Annotated in this window: 19 protein-coding genes; 5 read left to right on the forward strand and 14 right to left on the reverse strand. The window is 28.6% G+C overall.

Features of this window, described 5'->3' with window-relative positions; all coding sequences use genetic code 11:
• Position 1: 1 nt before the first annotated feature.
• Together I6H46_RS00280 and I6H46_RS00285 are read right to left on the reverse strand one after the other, a co-directional pair.
• Complete coding sequence (locus I6H46_RS00280) at positions 2 to 835, reverse strand: aminoglycoside 6-adenylyltransferase (RefSeq protein ID WP_019117410.1); 834 nt, start codon at positions 833 to 835, stop codon at positions 2 to 4.
• 78 nt (positions 836 to 913) lie between these two features.
• Positions 914 to 1,492 (reverse strand): NUDIX hydrolase, encoded by a 579-nt coding sequence (locus I6H46_RS00285; protein WP_019117409.1) that lies wholly within the window; start codon positions 1,490 to 1,492, stop codon positions 914 to 916.
• A 107-nt stretch (positions 1,493 to 1,599) separates the two neighbouring features.
• On the opposite strand from I6H46_RS00285, the gene mscL reads away from it, so the two are divergent.
• Positions 1,600 to 2,007: a large conductance mechanosensitive channel protein MscL gene (gene mscL, locus I6H46_RS00290; RefSeq protein WP_019117408.1), complete on the forward strand. Its 408-nt coding sequence runs from the start codon at positions 1,600 to 1,602 to the stop codon at positions 2,005 to 2,007.
• Between the two features lie 49 nt (positions 2,008 to 2,056).
• Here mscL and topA read toward each other — a convergent pair whose 3' ends face one another.
• Genes topA through ylqF form a run of 5 tightly spaced genes read right to left on the reverse strand, consistent with a single transcriptional unit; the run spans position 2,057 to position 7,003 of the window.
• Positions 2,057 to 4,114 carry a type I DNA topoisomerase gene (gene topA / locus I6H46_RS00295; RefSeq protein WP_200225889.1) on the reverse strand — a complete coding sequence of 686 codons (2,058 nt, stop codon included), beginning with the start codon at positions 4,112 to 4,114 and terminating at the stop codon, positions 2,057 to 2,059.
• Positions 4,115 to 5,194, reverse strand: coding sequence for a DNA-processing protein DprA (dprA, locus tag I6H46_RS00300; protein WP_200225891.1), 1,080 nt, complete (start codon positions 5,192 to 5,194; stop codon positions 4,115 to 4,117).
• Complete coding sequence (locus I6H46_RS00305) at positions 5,195 to 5,551, reverse strand: YraN family protein (RefSeq protein ID WP_019117406.1); 357 nt, start codon at positions 5,549 to 5,551, stop codon at positions 5,195 to 5,197.
• Positions 5,548 to 6,180 carry a ribonuclease HII gene (locus tag I6H46_RS00310; protein WP_019117405.1) on the reverse strand — a complete coding sequence of 211 codons (633 nt, stop codon included), beginning with the start codon at positions 6,178 to 6,180 and terminating at the stop codon, positions 5,548 to 5,550. Before I6H46_RS00310 ends, I6H46_RS00305 begins: the two co-directional genes overlap by 4 nt.
• Positions 6,167 to 7,003, reverse strand: a complete 837-nt coding sequence (gene ylqF / locus I6H46_RS00315) for a ribosome biogenesis GTPase YlqF (protein WP_019117404.1) — start codon at positions 7,001 to 7,003, stop codon at positions 6,167 to 6,169. Before ylqF ends, I6H46_RS00310 begins: the two co-directional genes overlap by 14 nt.
• Positions 7,004 to 7,398: 395 nt before the next feature.
• On the opposite strand from ylqF, the gene I6H46_RS00320 reads away from it, so the two are divergent.
• The 4 genes from I6H46_RS00320 (at position 7,399) to I6H46_RS00335 (ending at position 12,298) form a co-directional block, all read left to right on the forward strand.
• Complete coding sequence (locus I6H46_RS00320) at positions 7,399 to 8,058, forward strand: response regulator transcription factor (protein ID WP_019118455.1); 660 nt, start codon at positions 7,399 to 7,401, stop codon at positions 8,056 to 8,058.
• Entirely contained in the window at positions 8,051 to 9,028 is a 978-nt protein-coding gene (locus I6H46_RS00325; protein WP_019118456.1) for a sensor histidine kinase, read from the forward strand. The genes I6H46_RS00320 and I6H46_RS00325 overlap by 8 nt, the downstream gene beginning before the upstream one ends.
• 98 nt (positions 9,029 to 9,126) lie before the next feature.
• Positions 9,127 to 9,816 (forward strand): ABC transporter ATP-binding protein, encoded by a 690-nt coding sequence (locus tag I6H46_RS00330; protein ID WP_019118457.1) that lies wholly within the window; start codon positions 9,127 to 9,129, stop codon positions 9,814 to 9,816.
• A complete protein-coding gene (locus I6H46_RS00335; protein ID WP_200225892.1) occupies positions 9,803 to 12,298 on the forward strand; it encodes an FtsX-like permease family protein in 2,496 nt (831 codons plus the stop codon). Before I6H46_RS00330 ends, I6H46_RS00335 begins: the two co-directional genes overlap by 14 nt.
• A 107-nt stretch (positions 12,299 to 12,405) precedes the next feature.
• On the opposite strand, the gene rplS is transcribed toward I6H46_RS00335, so the two are convergent.
• The 7 genes from rplS to ylxM are packed head-to-tail and all read right to left on the reverse strand — an operon-like array spanning position 12,406 to position 16,083.
• Entirely contained in the window at positions 12,406 to 12,753 is a 348-nt protein-coding gene (gene rplS, locus I6H46_RS00340) for a 50S ribosomal protein L19 (protein WP_004816243.1), read from the reverse strand.
• Entirely contained in the window at positions 12,725 to 13,444 is a 720-nt protein-coding gene (gene trmD, locus I6H46_RS00345; protein ID WP_200225894.1) for a tRNA (guanosine(37)-N1)-methyltransferase TrmD, read from the reverse strand. Before trmD ends, rplS begins: the two co-directional genes overlap by 29 nt.
• Positions 13,437 to 13,922 carry a ribosome maturation factor RimM gene (rimM, locus tag I6H46_RS00350; protein ID WP_019117402.1) on the reverse strand — a complete coding sequence of 162 codons (486 nt, stop codon included), beginning with the start codon at positions 13,920 to 13,922 and terminating at the stop codon, positions 13,437 to 13,439. Before rimM ends, trmD begins: the two co-directional genes overlap by 8 nt.
• Positions 13,919 to 14,143 carry a KH domain-containing protein gene (locus I6H46_RS00355; protein WP_019117401.1) on the reverse strand — a complete coding sequence of 75 codons (225 nt, stop codon included), beginning with the start codon at positions 14,141 to 14,143 and terminating at the stop codon, positions 13,919 to 13,921. The genes rimM and I6H46_RS00355 overlap by 4 nt, the downstream gene beginning before the upstream one ends.
• 4 nt (positions 14,144 to 14,147) lie before the next feature.
• On the reverse strand, positions 14,148 to 14,393 hold the full coding sequence (gene rpsP / locus I6H46_RS00360; RefSeq protein WP_019117400.1) for a 30S ribosomal protein S16: 246 nt from the start codon (positions 14,391 to 14,393) through the stop codon (positions 14,148 to 14,150).
• A 17-nt stretch (positions 14,394 to 14,410) separates the two neighbouring features.
• The gene (ffh, locus tag I6H46_RS00365; protein ID WP_019117399.1) at positions 14,411 to 15,748 is read right to left on the reverse strand and encodes a signal recognition particle protein; all 1,338 of its coding nucleotides are present in this window, start codon (positions 15,746 to 15,748) and stop codon (positions 14,411 to 14,413) included.
• 11 nt (positions 15,749 to 15,759) lie between these two features.
• Positions 15,760 to 16,083 (reverse strand): YlxM family DNA-binding protein, encoded by a 324-nt coding sequence (gene ylxM / locus I6H46_RS00370; RefSeq protein ID WP_070606408.1) that lies wholly within the window; start codon positions 16,081 to 16,083, stop codon positions 15,760 to 15,762.
• Positions 16,084 to 16,540: the final 457 nt, after the last annotated feature.

The raw sequence follows: 16,540 nt of genomic DNA on the forward strand, positions 1-16,540 counted from the left end.
CCTATACTTGTAGCGATTCCATTTTTTTGTAATTTTTTCTCAAAAGCTTTAGTGTATAAACATCATCTTTTTTTGGATAAGAAAAATCGAATTTTTCAGAAAGTTGCATACCAATTTTTCTAAACAATTGGCAAGCTGCAAAAATTGCCCCATAAATTTCAGTAATATCATTTGTTTTAAAGGTCAATAACAATTCTTCCTTAATATCAGCTTCCAAAGTATGAATTAAATTTTGTCCATACTCCCCAGCATCTTTGCCCTTATTAAATTTATCAATTATATACCAATTTAATAATTTATATAGATAATCCCTTACACTTTGCATTCTATAACCTGCACTAATAAGATCTCTTGACATAAGATTAAAAGAAACATCCAAACAGCTTGAAAAAAAGTTCTTACAACACTCATCAAATTCAAATTCACGAGCAAGACTATAAACAATATTTTTCTCACCAATTTCTTCTTCTAAATTCATTTTATCACAAATAAATTCAATACTTCCCGGACACAATTTTATAAAATCATTTGCCTTATCTTCCAAAATTAAATTTATGGAAATTTTTGTAGAATCATTAGTATAAAGTTCGAACTTTGTAAATTGTTGATTTTTTTTATCAAGCTCAAAAGAATCTTTTCTTTTATTAATCATTGCATAATCATCAAAAATATTTTCCAAATCTTCTTTGATTTTTGAAATAATAATATCACTCAAAACAAGATAAATATTTGCAAAATATTCATTATTATTATCTTCCTTTACAAAAAAAATCGCCTTGACTTTTTCATTAGATTTGGAATAATCTTTTAATTTTTCTATAATATAACTTTTCATAACCACATCTTTCTTTCTTACAAACAATTCTCCTATAAACTAATTTTACCACAAATTATAAATCTTTATAAGAAATAATTATTTATAAAATTTTAAAAAATCTTTCAAAACATTTGCAGTCATTCCCCATATAACAGGTTTTGTATTATAAAAATAAAAAGTATGGTATCTTTGCCAAAAATTATAATTTTTTCCATTAGGAATTTTTTCAAAAGGAAAATCATCTGGCAAATCCATTTTGAGTTTTGCCGTATATTTTTCTGGAGGATTTTTTTTCAAATAATCAATAGAAACCGTAAAAATAGAATCAACTTCCATATTATAAGAAATATTTTCAAAATTTTTATTAATTCTTCCATAATAAGCTTTGATTAGCCTATTTGAAGAAGACAAAATCATAGAAGAATAACCAATCAAAGAAACATCTTTTTCATCTAAATTTAATTCTTCCCTACATTCCCTAATGGCAGCCATCTCAAATTTTTCTCCTTCATTTACTCCACCACCAGGAAAAGAAACTTCGCCAGCTTGAGAAATGAGATTACTCCTAACTTCAAATAAAATATGGTCTTTCCCATCAATATTAATTATAGGAATAAAAACAGCATATTTAGATAATTTTTTATAAAATTCATCATCAACTTGTAAATTTTTCATAAATTTTTTCTCCTTATAATCACTATACTATTTTTAAAATATTTTCTATCCTACACATTTATAAAAATATGAGTATAATGAAGACAAATAAGAAATAAGGAGATATTATGTGGAAAGAATTTAAAGAATTTATTTCAAAGGGAAATGTAGTTGACTTGGCAATAGGTCTTATCATGGGCTCTGCTTTCACTGCAATTGTAACTGCTGTTGTAGATGGAATTTTGATGCCAATTATTTCAGGACTTACAGCAGGAGTTGATTACGAAGATTTGGCAGTTAATTTTTTTGGAGCAAAATTACAAATAGGTAGCGTTATTAATGCAATTATTACATTTTTAATTATTTCATTATTCCTATTTTTAATTGTAAAAGCATTGAACAAGGCAAAAAAAGAAGAAGTTGTAGAAGCTACAACAAAAATTTGCCCTCATTGTAAATCAGAAATTAATATAGAAGCAACAAGATGTCCTCATTGTACATCAAAACTTGAAGGGTTTTCTGAAGAAATTAAATAATTTTAAAAAAATAAAGCAGGCATAAAGCCTGCTTTTTTAATAAAAAATTTTATCTTCTTTTTTCTTTAACGTAATCACAAGAATTACATTTTATTTCATCAGTTGATCTATTTTTTTTGTGGACTAAAAGGTCTCCGCATTTTGGACATTTCTCTCCTGTTGGTGGATCCCATGTTGCGTAATCACATTTTGGAAAATTTGAACAGCCGTAAAATCTTTTGCCCTTCTTAGAAACTTTTTCTATTATTTCTCCATTTTCACATTCTGGACATTTTACTCCTGTTGTTTTTATAATTGATTTTGTAAAATCGCATTCTGGGAAATTTGTACATCCAATAAATTTTCCATTTCTTCCGTGTTTTTCTGCAAGCGGATGGCCACACTTTGGACATTTTTCATCCAAAACTTTATCTTTTACCTTATAATCTGTCCTATCTTTTGAAACTTGTTTTAAATCTTTTTCAAATCCTTCATAAAAAGATTTTAAGACATCTTTCCAATAAACTTCATCTTGAGCAATTTTATCAAGTTCATCTTCCATTTTCGCTGTGAATTCTACATTTATTATGTCGTCAAAACTTTCTTGTAAAAAATCATTTACTCTTATTCCAAGTTTTGTCGGAAGAATTTTTCTTTGTTCAAATTCTACATAATTTCTTGAAATAATTGAAGCTATTGTTGATGAATAGGTTGATGGTCTTCCTATTCCATATTCTTCCAAAGTTTTTACAAGACTTGCCTCTGTGTAATTTGCTGGTGGCTTAGTAAAATGTTGGTCTTTTTTAATGTCAAGTGCTTTTATAATATCTCCCTTTTTTAAATCTGGTAGGATATTTTCATTTTCTTTTGCATTTGAAACTTTCATAAACCCATCAAACAAGGTTATTTTTCCATTTGTTTTAAAAATCACTCCATTTGAATCAAAAGAAAGAGATGTTGACAAATATTCGTAATCTGTCATTTGACTTGCAACAACTCTTGTCCAAATTAATTTGTAGAGTTTATATTGTTGGTCTGTTAAATATTCTTTTACACTTATTGGATCATTGTAAATTGAAGTAGGCCTTATTGCCTCATGAGCATCTTGACTTGTTTTTGATTTTTTTGAATAAGAATTTCCTTTTGATGCGTATTTTTCTCCAAATTTTTCCTTAATATATGATAAACTTTCTCCAATAATTTCATTTGAAAGTCTTGTGGCATCTGTTCTCATATAAGTAATTAGACCGACTCTTCCCTTTTCTCCTAAATCAATTCCTTCAAATAATTGTTGGGCAAGAGACATTGTATATTTTGTAGAAAATCCTAATTTATTTGAGGCGTCTTGTTGTAAAGTTGAAGTTGTATATGGCTTTTGTGGTTTTCTTTTCTTTTTTGTTTTTTGAATATCTACAACTTCAAACTTGTCCTTATCAATCCTATTTAGGATTTTTTCTGCCCCATTTTCATTTGAAATTTTCATTTTTTTGGATTTTGATCCATAAAATTCTGATTCAAATTCAATTTTATCTTCTTTGTGCTTGGCTGTAATTGTCCAATATTCTTCAGGAACAAAAGAATCAATTTCTCTTTGCTTATCTACAATTAGTTTTAAAGCAACTGATTGGACTCTTCCTGCAGATAGACCAGATTTTACTCTTTTCCACAAAATTGGAGAAATTTCATAACCTACTATCCTGTCCATAATTCTTCTTGCTTGTTGGCTATCTACCAAATTTTGGTCGATTTTTCTTGGATTTTTGATAGCATTTTTTACATTATTTTTTGTTATCTCATGAAATTCTACTCTGTTTAATTCATTTTTATCAAGTCCCAAAAGATATTGCAAATGCCAGCTTATTGCCTCGCCTTCCCTATCAGGGTCTGTTGCAAGATAAACTTTGTCTACGCTTTCTGCTTCTTTTTTTAAGGCATTGATTGTTTTTGCCTTTCCACGAACTTTTATATATTTTGGTTCAAAATTATTTTCTATATCCACTCCAAGTTTAGACTTTGGCAAATCTCTAAGATGACCATAAGTTGCTCTTACCTTATAATTTGAGCCCAACATCCTAGTGATTGACTTAGCCTTTGTTGGAGATTCTACTATTACTAAATTTTTTGCCATTTAATCCCCTTTACACACATACTCATTGTTTCCCATATTTTCTATATAATCATTTAATTCCAAAAATATCAAAATATAATTTACATCCTCAATCGAAATGGATAGATTTTGCGAAATCTCATCTGCATTTGAAGATGGCTTGTCGATTATATACTTTACTACATTTGCCGCATCTTTATCAAGTCCATCAAGATTAATTTTGTTTTTCTTATTATTTATACTTTTAAAATCTTCAATTTCATCTATTATATCACTTGCATCCATTACAAGTTTGGATCCTTCTTGAATTAATTTGTTGCATCCCTTTGAATAAATCGAATTTATATTTCCTGGAAGACAAAACACTTCCCTTCCCTGTTCAAGGGCAAAATTTGTTGTAATCATAGTTCCAGATTTCTCCTTTGCCTCAATCACACAAACTCCCTTGCTAAGTCCAGAAATTATCCTATTTCTTCTTGGAAAATTGTAGGCATTTGGCGGAGTTTCTAAGGGAAATTCCGAAATTATTACTCCCTTTTCTTGCATTTTTTCATACAAATATTTATTTGCCTTGGGATAAATTATATCAAGACCTGAGCCAATTACTCCAATAGTTTTAATATTATTTTCAAGACTTACCTTATGGCTAATTGCATCAATTCCATAAGCAAGACCTGATACAGTCCTAATATTTGTATCCTTAAAACCTTCTACGATTTTTTTACAAGCCCATTTCCCATAATCAGTACATTTTCTTGCACCAACAAAGGCTATGGCGTTTTTGTCCTCTTTTTCCAACTTTCCCTTGTAATAAAAAAGAGCAGGCCTGTCATCTATGTAGGATAAATTTACCGGATAATTATCATCGTATATGGTAGAAATTTTATAAGGACCATTAAAAACTTTTTGTCTATAAGCTTTAAAATTTTCTAAATTCTTAGAAGAAAATATCTTTTCCTTATTTATCTTAGATAAATTTTCAAAAATTTTCCTATCAAGGTCAAAAAAATTATCCATATCAAGATTTTCACAAAAATCCAAAATTATTTTGTTTTGTAAATTTATAAAATTAAAATATAATAACAAATCTTTTTTGTCCATCTAATCACCAAAAGCGTTTTTTATGTAATGAATTGTTTTATTTTCAAGATAAACTTCGCACACATCAAAAGAGATCAAAAATTCGCCCAAATCTTTTTCCATAATATAGGCTTGGGCTGTTTTTTTGATTCTTTCTTGTTTATAATAATCAACATCCAAACTTGCAGGCTTAAATTCATCATTTTTTCTTGTTTTAACTTCCACAAAGGTCAAAATATCATCTTTTATTGCAATAATATCAATTTCTCCGTAGGGTTTTATGAAATTTCTATCCAAAATTTGGTAACCTTTTTTCTCCAAATATTTTAAGGCTATATCCTCCCCAAAATCTCCTATTGTTCTTTTTTTGCTTTTCATAGAAAAGATAATTGCCTTTCATAAAATTTTCTTAAAAAAGTTTTTCTATGAATTGGACATTCCCCATATTTTTCAAGACCATCGTAGTGTTTTTTTGTTCCATAGCCTGCGTTTGTTTCAAATGAATAATGAGGATAAATTTTTGAGAAATTTTCCATTATTTTATCCCTTCTAACCTTAGCAAGAATTGATGCACATGAAATAGAATATTCATACAAGTCGCCCTTTACTATATTTAATTGTTTAATATCCGTATCAATTCTTTCAGCATCAATCAAAACAATTTGAGGCTTTTTTTTAAGACCTTCTAGGGCATCTTTCATAGCAAGTTTCGTTGCCTCTTTTATATTAATTTTATCAATAAGGATATTATTTGCATAACCAAAAGAATAGGAAATCGTATCATCTATAATTTTTTGGTAGAGTTCTTTCATTTTCTTTTTTGATAATTTTTTGGAATCTGTGACTCCTTTAATATGAGAATCTTTTTTCATTATAACTGCACAAGCCACAACAGGTCCTGCCAAAGGCCCCCTTCCAACTTCATCTATTCCTGCAATCAATTCATATTTTTCATGAATTTCATTTTTTATTTTATCATTAAATTCAGAATATCTAGGCTTTTTCAATTGTTATCCTTCCAAGTTTTCCACTTCTAAAATCATTAAAAATTAAATTTGCACATCTTGTATAATCAACTTCGCCTTTTCTAATAATTGCCCCTCTTTTTATCCCGATTTCTTCATAAATTTCAAGAGCAGTTTTATTAGAATCTATCTTATACCTTTCTTCCAAATTTTTTGGATAAAATTCTTTCATAAATTCAATAAATTTAAGGCACAATTCCTCAATATTTAAAATTTCATCCTTAATTGCATTTGTAAAAGACAAATTAAGTCCTGTTTGCCCATCAAATTTTGGCCACAAAACACCAGGTGTATCCAAAAGCAAAATATTTTCTTTTGTTTTTATCCATTGTTTTTGTTGAGTAACTCCAGGTCTATTTCCAACCCTTGCTCCCTTTCTTTTTGCAATATTATTTATAAAAGTAGATTTCCCAGAATTTGGAATTCCTACAACCATCATCCTAATATTTTCATTTTCAATATTTTTTTCTTCATTTTTTTTAAATTTTTCAAAAAGAATTTCTTTTGCAATATTATAAATTTCTTTTGTATTTATTTTTTCTTTTGCATTCATTTTTATCGCTTTTATTCCATCATCAGCAAATTTTTTTATCCATTTTTCATTTTCAACTGGATCTGAAAGATCAGTTTTATTCATTATAATAATTCTATCTTTTTTTTCAGTTATTTCAGTAATCAATGGATTTCTTGAAGATTTTGGAATTCTTGCATCTATTACTTCTAAAACTATATCAACAAGTTTTAAAGAATTTTTAATTTCTTCTTTGGTCTTTTTCATATGACCCGGATACCAATTTATATTCATATATCCTCCTAATCTTTATCTTATATTTTATCACAAATATTTGTGTTTATATAAAATAAAACACCTTTGTAATCTAATTAAGAATATATTTCCTTCATAAAAATTTTCAAAAATTTCCAATACCAAGACAGCCTTAAAGATTATTTTTAAAATATGATATAATATTGTAGAAAAAATATAGAAAATAGAGGCTTAGTCTGAAGTATATTACGATATTATCCTATGATAATTTTTAAAAAATTAACAGTTGAAAGATGAATAAACTAGACTTACAAAAAGCCATAAAAACAACTTTCTACACCATAAAAATATGTCGATATGATAATGTAAGTATGAAAATATAAGAGGATTTGTAGGCATTTTAAGTGTTATATCGCAATTTTTGGAGTATAGAATTGAAAATACTAATGATTGAAGATGACAGCACAATTGCTTTTGCTGTTAAAACTTACTTAAACAAACATAATATTGAAACTATTATTTATAACAAGCTTTCTCTGACAGAAAATCTTAATTTTAATGATTTTGATTTAATTCTTCTTGATGCTAATCTTCCAGATGGATCAGGCTTTAATTTTTTAAAATGGCTGAGAGGATTTTCTGACATTCCTGTAATAATGCTTACTGTAAAAAATGAAGATGAATATGTTATAAAAGGTCTTTCCCAAGGAGCAGATGACTATATTACAAAACCTTTTTCTCTCCCTGTCCTAAAGGCGAGAATAGACAATGTATTTAGCAGAAGAATAAAAAAGGTTGATGAGCTGACTTTTGAAAATTTATCTTTAGATCTTATATCAAAACAAGCTTCGATAGATGGAAAAGATTTAGACCTTAACTTAAAAGAGTTTGCTATATTGGAAATGCTTTTAGAAAATCAAAATATAAATTTACTAAGAGAACGAATTTTAGATTATGTTTGGGGTTATGATTTTTATGAAGTTAATGACAATACCCTAACTGTCACCATAAAAAGACTCAGATCTAAACTTGAAGATTATGGTAATCATATAAAAACAATAAGAGGAATAGGATATAGGTGGGACAATGAGTAAAAACAAAAATATTTTACTTGTATTAATTTTAAATTTATTGATGTCTTTGTTTGTAATTTATCTCAATCCAAGATTCGATATTCTAACACTTATTGGCTTTCTAGGTATAAATATAATTCTGTTTATAGTTATTTCAAAAATTGGAAAGGAAAAAGAGAAAGCTCTTGAGGATAAGATTAATAATATATTTAGCCTCCTCCATTCACTTGATATAGACTCGGATAATTATGAAATTATAGACGATGAATTTGGCAAACTCAGAGATGAGATTATTAAAATTATTATAGAAAACAAGAGAATAGCTGAAAATGCAGAGAAAAATAAGGAAACTTTAAGAGAATATACTGAAGACATTGCCCATCAAATAAAAACTCCGTTGACTGGATCACTATTATTGTTAGACCTATTAGAAGACGAAATTGATAATGTTTCAGAAGAATATATAGAAAGACTTATAGATAATTTACTTAGACTCCATAACTTATCTGACATTTTATTAAAATTGGCAGCCCTTGATTCTGGGACAATAGAAATGGCAAAAGATAGTATATCAGCTAGAGAGTTAGTTGAAGATATCATACGAAACCTAAAAGATTATTTTATAAAAGATAATATTGAAATTCCTCTTTATGGAGATGATTTTGATCTTATATGCGATAAGAAATGGACCTATGAAGCACTTTTCAATGTGATGAAAAATGGTATAGAAGCTACAGAAGGTAGACAGATAGAAATCCAACTTAAAGAAACAAATCTATATAAAAGTATTTTTGTAGAAGATTTTTCTAAAGGTTTGGATCGTGAAATGTTAGAAAAAGTTTTTAAACGTTTTTATAAGCTGGATCCAAATTCGAAAGGCTATGGAATCGGGCTTCCTATGGCAAAATCTGTAATGGAAAGACAAAATGGAGAGCTTTTATATCATAAGGGGAAAAAATCAAATGCCTTTGAACTGAGATTTTATAACTGATTAATTATGGCTGTGTAAATAAAGCACAGTCATTTTTTCTAGTCACTTTCCAGTCACTTAAGTCTAATATCATCTAAGAAAGATAAGGAGGACTAAATATGAATATTGTAAAAACAGTAGATTTAACAAAAACTTACAATAGTGGAGTAGAAGTACACGCTCTATCAAATGTGAATTTTGAAATGGAGAAAGGAGATCTTGTCGCCATTATTGGAGATAGCGGGTCAGGAAAGTCTACCTTGCTTCATCTATTAGCAGGAGTAGATACACCAACAAGTGGGGATATATTTATTCAAGATAAAAATATTACCAAGTTTAACAAAGACGAAATGACAGTATTTCGCAGAAGAAATATTGGAGTTGTCTACCAATTTTTTAATTTGATTCCAAATATCAACGTTCGAAAAAATATCCTACTTCCTCTTTTATTGGACAATAAAAAAGTAGATGAAGAATATTTAAAGGAAATTTTGTCAATATTAGGAATAGAAGGAAAACTTGATAGGTATCCAAAGCAGTTATCAGGCGGAGAACAACAAAGGGTTGCTATTGCTAGAAGTCTTATTACAAGACCTGCCATCATTCTAGCAGATGAGCCTACAGGAAATCTTGATAGAAAAAACTCAGAAGAAATCACAGGACTTTTCAGACTTATAAATAAAAGATTAAATTCTACAATTATGATCATTACTCATGATGAAAAAGTAGCAAATTCTTGTGATAAGGTCTATAGAATGGTAGATGGTAGGTTAAATTTCTTAGGAGATGGAACTTATGAAAATTATTAATGACCTAGCTGATGGAGCTGTAAAAGATAATAAGAAAGACAGTTTTGCTATTAAAATTTCCATACTTTTAGCGGTAATGTTATTAGGAACTGTAATTTTTATCTTAAACTCGTTAAAAACTGACAAGTATGAGTATGTAAAGAAAACTTTTGGAGATTATCATGTGAATATAAGTGGAATTGACCAAGGTTTTTATGATAAATTAATAAATGATACGGATATAGAAAAAATTTCTTTTAATAAAATCATAGAGACAGATTTAAATGCAAATATTTATGAAAATGGAGATCCTGCAAGCCTTTTACGTTATGATATTAAGGAAGGAAAAAAGCCAGAAAAAGCAAATGAACTTTTAGTTCCAGAGAGATTTTTAATAAAAAATAAAGAATATGATTTGGGTTCTGAAATAAATGTTCGTGATAAAACTTATAAAATAGTTGGTACTTATGATGATTTTAGCTATTCATTTGAAGAGGCTATGCTTGTAGGTTTATCTAAAAGTGATGATAAAAAAGTCTTGTTTGAAAAAAATGTTGGTACCGAAGCAGAAATTTGGTATAAAAATATAAGAGATACTTATACAAAAACTAGGAAAATTTTATCAGAAATGAATATTGACGAGAACCATGCCTTAGACATTGGTAGAGTATTTTATAATAAAGATATCTTAGAATATAAAATGGTCTATCCAAAAGGAATTATTCCACCAAAAAGTGTTGTAAACTCAGCTTTAGAACAATATGGAGCAGCCTTCTTTCTTTGCCTACTTTTTGCTTTTATCATTTATGGGGCTTTTAATGTATGGAACAATAGGGATCTAAAGGAAATTGCTTTATTAAAAAGCACTGGGATGACAGATAAGCAGGTAAAGCAATTAATTCGAAAGAAAGCATTTAAACTTTCAACCTTACCAATAGCCTTGGGAACAATCTTATCTTTGGCTTCTGCAAATCTGCTCTTATATTTGATGTGGCTTAATAATACAAAATCTTATCAAAACATATCAAATATTTTAGGTCAAAGTGTAAAATCTATGGATTTCCATTTCATATTTCCAAGCCCTATATCTATTTTAATAATTGTTTTGTTATCCTTGATAATGGTGTATTTTTCAGCATTGATCCCTGCCAAGAAAAGTGCGAAGATAAATGTTGTCGAAGGTTTAAATGGGATTACAGAAAAAAATATAAAATTAGGAAAATCAAAAATAAATGGACCAATAGAAAAGACTTTAGCAAAAGATTATTACAGGTCTTATCGTTCAACCTATAGAATTATTGTGATATCAATAGCTCTATCAGCTTTTTTATTGACGACAGTTTTAGTAAGTCAGGCATATAAAAGTTTAGAGGAAAAATATAATAACTACCAAAGTCCTTACAATTTTGACTCTAGTATTTATGTAGATGATTTTTTGGATAAAAACCTTGTTCATGATATAGAAGAAGTTGAAGGCATAGACCAATTGCATGTATATCAAAGAAATGATACTAAGTTTTACCTTGACGAAAATAAAAATTTTATTTCTAAAGACTTAAAGGAAGCTTTAAAGAGCGGTAAAATACCGGAAGATAAATTGTATTCCAACATATACGCCCTAACAGATGAAGATTTTGAAAAGCTTTTAAAAGAAAATAATATTTCGAATGCAAAGTATTTACTACTAAATAAAATTCCAAAAAATAGTGGAAGTCCTTATTCTTTTAATGAATATATAAAAATTTCTGATAAGGATACAGGAAAAGTAACTTTAAAATATAATGCAAATGGTAAGTCCATGCCTATAAAAATAGATTCAAGTATCGATGAAATGCCTTATAATATAGAAGCTTATAATGACAATCAAATATCTATCTTTACAAGTGAAAGTGCTATGAAAAAATTTATTGATGAATATGGAATAGATGAAGGCAACCCAGTTTATTATTACTTTGTAAAAATCAAAGCCGATAAAAACAAAGAAAAAGTTTTTGATGATGCTGAAAAAGTGATTTCAAATTATGTTCCAAAATCAGATCATGGAACTTCTACAGAAATTATAAAAGCTGCTATGAATAAAGAACAAATGAGAAATGAAAAACTATTAAATCTTGGCATACAAATCATTCTTATAACAATTGCTCTTTCCAACGCCTACAATAGTTTTAAAGGAAACCTTAGAGCAAGAGCCAATGATTTTAAACTTCTATCCACTACAGGTATGACAGAAAAACAAATGGAAAAGATGGTCTTTGGAGAAGGAAAAATATTGTTTAAAAATATTTTCTTAGCCTATATCTTTATGTTCATTATGGGAATTGCATTGAGAGCATATAGAAGCAACTATGAATTAGTATTTGCGGTAAAAGGTCTGATAACAAATATGAATTATATCCCTCTAATAGTAGTATTTGTATTTATGATTGTAGGAGTTTTACTAGCAATAAAAAGTGGATTTAAAACAATAAACGAAAACTCAGATAATACTTTCAAGAGTATATAAGAAAAAGGCTGTGAGCATTAAACTCATAGCCTTTTATCTTGACACCTAAATACTCTTTAAATCAGTTTTCTAAAATCCCTAATTCAATGAGCCTTTGGGCCTTTTTATTAATAATTTGTTTTTTCTTTAACTTTTGCAGCCTTACCTTGACGTCCTCTTAGGTAATTTAGTTTTGCACGTCTTACCTTACCACGTCTAACGATTTTGAATGCTTCAAGTCTTGGTGAGTGATAAAGGAATGTTCTTTCTACTCCTACACCATAAGAAAGTCTTCTAAGTGTGAAAGTTTTTCCAAGATTTCCTTCATTTATTTTGATTACTACTCCTTCAAAGTCTTGGAGTCTTGTTTTGTCTCCTTCTTTGATTCTGTAGCTTACTCTTACAGTATCTCCAACTCTAAAGTCTGGATTATCTTCACGTAGTTGTTCATTTTCTATTTTTTTGATTAATTCCATCGTGATCCTCCTTGATATATCTATCGTATAAATCTCTTCTTACTCTTTTGGTTTTTTGAAGAGATGATTTCTTTTGCCACTCTTCTACTATTTTATGATTTCCACTATAAAGTTCTTTTGGAACCATATATCCATTAAAATTTCTAGGCTTCGTGTACTCATCATATTGTAGTAGACCATTGTAGTGTGAATCTGTAACTAATGATTCTTTTTTCCCAACAACTCCCCCAATAAATCTTGAAAGAGAATCTATTAACACCATGGCAGGGATTTCGCCACCGGTTAAAACATAATCTCCAATTGAAACTTCATAATCAACATAGTGATTGGTAATTCTTGCATCTATTCCTTCGTAATGACCGCAAATTATTACCAAGTCTTCAAAATCTGCAAATTTGATTGCTAATTTTTGGTTTAGGATTTCTCCTGCTGCAGACATGTAGACTACTTTTGATTTTGAACTTTTATTTGCTATTAGAGCATCATAAATCGGTTGAGGCCTCATAAGCATTCCTGCTGCCCCACCAAAAACTGTATCATCAACCCTGTTGTGTTTGTCTTTGCTATAATCTCTTATATCAACAAGATTAATTTCAATAAGTCCTTTTTCAATTGCCTTTCCTATAACTCCATAGCTTTTTAGAAATTCGAATGATTCGGGAAAAAGTGTAAGTATAGTTATTTTATTCATAATCTTTGAAGTTTTCTACTTCTATTTTTTTATTTTCTAAGTCAACATTTTTTACTGTAGCATTTAAGGCTGGAAAATAAATTTCTTTTCCGTCTTTTTCTATTACATAGATATCATTTGGATAAACTCCAGTGATGACATCTTTTATAAAACCAAGTTCTTGATTTTTTTCATAAACTTTTAGGCCAATCAAATCAAATAAATAATATTCTCCATCATTTAATTTTTCTAAGTCCTTATCCTCAATAGTAAGTTCGTGTCCAATAAACTTTTCTACCTCATTAATATCATCATATTCCTTGAGTTTTATGATGATACTACCCTTATGCTTAAAAGATGATTCGATTGTAACTAAATTTCCATCAAGTAAAAGTTTTGATCCTTTTTCAAATCTTTTTTCATTATCTGAATAAGATTTTATTTTTAGATTTCCTTTTATCCCGTGTGTTGTAAGTATCTCTGCTACAGTTATTTTCATATTCTTATATTAACCTTAACATCTTCTTTGACTGCACAAGCACGAGCAATAGTTCTAATGGAATTAATAATATTTCCACCCTTTCCTATAACTCTTCCCTTGTCTTTTTCTGCTACGTTAATTTTTATGTTAACTTCTCCGTTGTCTTCTTCTAATATTATTCCTACAGCATCTTTGTCTTCGACAAGTTCTGTAACTATTAGTTTGACTAATTCTTTCATTTTATTATGCTAAAACGTTGTTGTCGTTAAATAATTTTTCAACAATAGAAGTTGGTTTTGCACCATTTTTAATCCATTGTTTAGCTTTTTCGTTGTCAATTTTAAATTCTTTTGGTTCAGATACTGGATTGTATGTTCCGATTTCTTCGATGAATTTTCCATCTCTTGGACTTCTAGAATCTGCTACAACTACTCTGTAAAATGGTCTTTTCTTTTGTCCCATTCTTTTTAATCTAATTTTAACTGCCATCATAACCTCCGTATTTTTTAGAAGAAAGGCATATTGAATTTTCTTTTGCCTTTTCTTCCCTTTTTCATATTAGTAAATTGTTTCATCATTTTCTTTAGTTCTTTGAATTGCTTTAATAATTTATTTAATTCATTCATATCAACCCCAGAGCCTTTGGCAATTCTTTCCTTACGGCTTTTGCCAATAATCTCAGGTTTTTCTCTTTCTTCTTTTGTCATAGAAGATATTAAAGCTTCAATCCTTACAAATCCTTTTTCATCAACATTTACATTTTTTAGCATTTTGTTGTTTACTCCAGGAATCATAGCAAGTAAATCTTCAAGCGGTCCCATATTTCTTATTTGATTTATTTGTTCAACAAAATCATCAAGAGTATAGGATTGGTTTCGCATTTTTTCTTCAAGCTCTCTTGCATCTTTCAAAGAAACTTGCTTTTCTGCCTTTTCAATTAGGGATAAGACATCTCCCATGCCAAGAATTCTTGATGCCATCCTGTCTGGATGAAAGGCTTCAAGATCATCAAGCTTTTCGCCTGTACCAATAAATTTAATTGGCTTTCCTACAACTTGTCTAATTGAAAGAGCTGCTCCACCTCTTGCATCTCCGTCAAGTTTTGTTAGAATAACGCCAGTAATATCAAGATATTCATCAAATGTTTTTGCAACATTTACAGATTCTTGTCCAACCATGGCATCAACTACCAAAAGTATCTCGTCAGGTTTTACAACTTTTTTAATATTTTTAAGCTCATCCATCAAATCTTCATCGATTTGAAGTCGTCCAGCCGTATCCATTATAACAACATCATTGTTATTTCTTCTAGCATATTCTTTTGCTTCATTTGCAGTTTGAACAGGATCTTGCTTTCCCTTTTCAAAAACTTCAACCTCAGCTTGTTTGCCCACAACTTTCAATTGTTCAATTGCCGCAGGTCTGTAAACATCAAGAGCTACTAAAAGAGGATTTCTGCCTTCCTTTTTTAATTTCCTGACAAGTTTTCCAGAGTGAGTTGTCTTACCTGAACCTTGCAAACCTACCATCAACACAACGTGAGGAGTAGATCCCTTTAGCTCAAGTTTAGAATTTTCCTTACCCATAAGATTTGTAAGTTCTTCATTTACAATCTTAATTACAGTTTGACCTGGAGTAAGAGATTCCATGACATCTTGACCCATAGCTCTTTCTTTTATTTTTTTGACAAACTCCTTAACTACTTTGTAATTAACGTCAGCCTCAAGCAAAGAAAGTTTTATTTCTCTGGCTACATTGTCGATGTCTTTTTCGCTTAATTTTCCTTTTCCTGTAAGTTTTCCTAAAGATTCTTGTAACTTCTCAGAAAGATTTGAAAAAATCATATTTTCACATCCTAAATTTTATTTATCATTTCATCGATCATATCCATAGCTTCACTTTGATTTGAACTTTCGATCAACTCTCTTAACAAAGACAAATCTTCTCTTAATTGATTTTTTTTCTTTATTAAAGAAAGCTCATTTTCAAACTCAAATAACTTGTCAACAGACCTTTGAATCATATCAGAAATTGCCTGTTTTGATTTATTGTTATTTTCTGCTATCTCGTTTAATGATAAATCTTCATTGTAATAACAATTTATGACGTCTTTTTGTTTTTCATTTAAAAGAGAGCCATAAGTGTCAAACAATCTTGCAACTTGTACTAATTTTTCCATATTCTCACCCGTCAAGTATTTTTCTTGACCTATAAAGTATACTAGCAATTCAATCTAATGTCAAGACTTTTTCTTGACTATTTTTTTCTTGAATTTTCAATCTTAAATAAAATTTTTTCAAGCAAAATTAATTTAAAATTTGAAAATATTTTTAATTCTGAAAATTTTCAAAATATTTTAAAATTGAAAATAAAAATTTCTTATTTAACTTTACAAATTTTATTTTGTACAATTATTTTTTAATATTATTTTCAATAAAAGACAATATTTTGATATTCAAAGAAAAAAATTTTTGTTATCATATTTATGATAATGATTATTGTTATGAATTATTTCCTTTGAATTTTTATTTTTAAATTTGCTTTTTTAAATTTTTTTATTTAAATGATTTGAAATTTAAAAAATTACTATTCAAATGAAAATCAAATAATCATTATTTATTAAATTATAATTTAAT

The sequence above is a fragment of the Anaerococcus obesiensis genome, assembly GCF_016599815.1.
Classification (GTDB): Bacteria; Bacillota; Clostridia; order Tissierellales; family Peptoniphilaceae; genus Anaerococcus; species Anaerococcus vaginalis.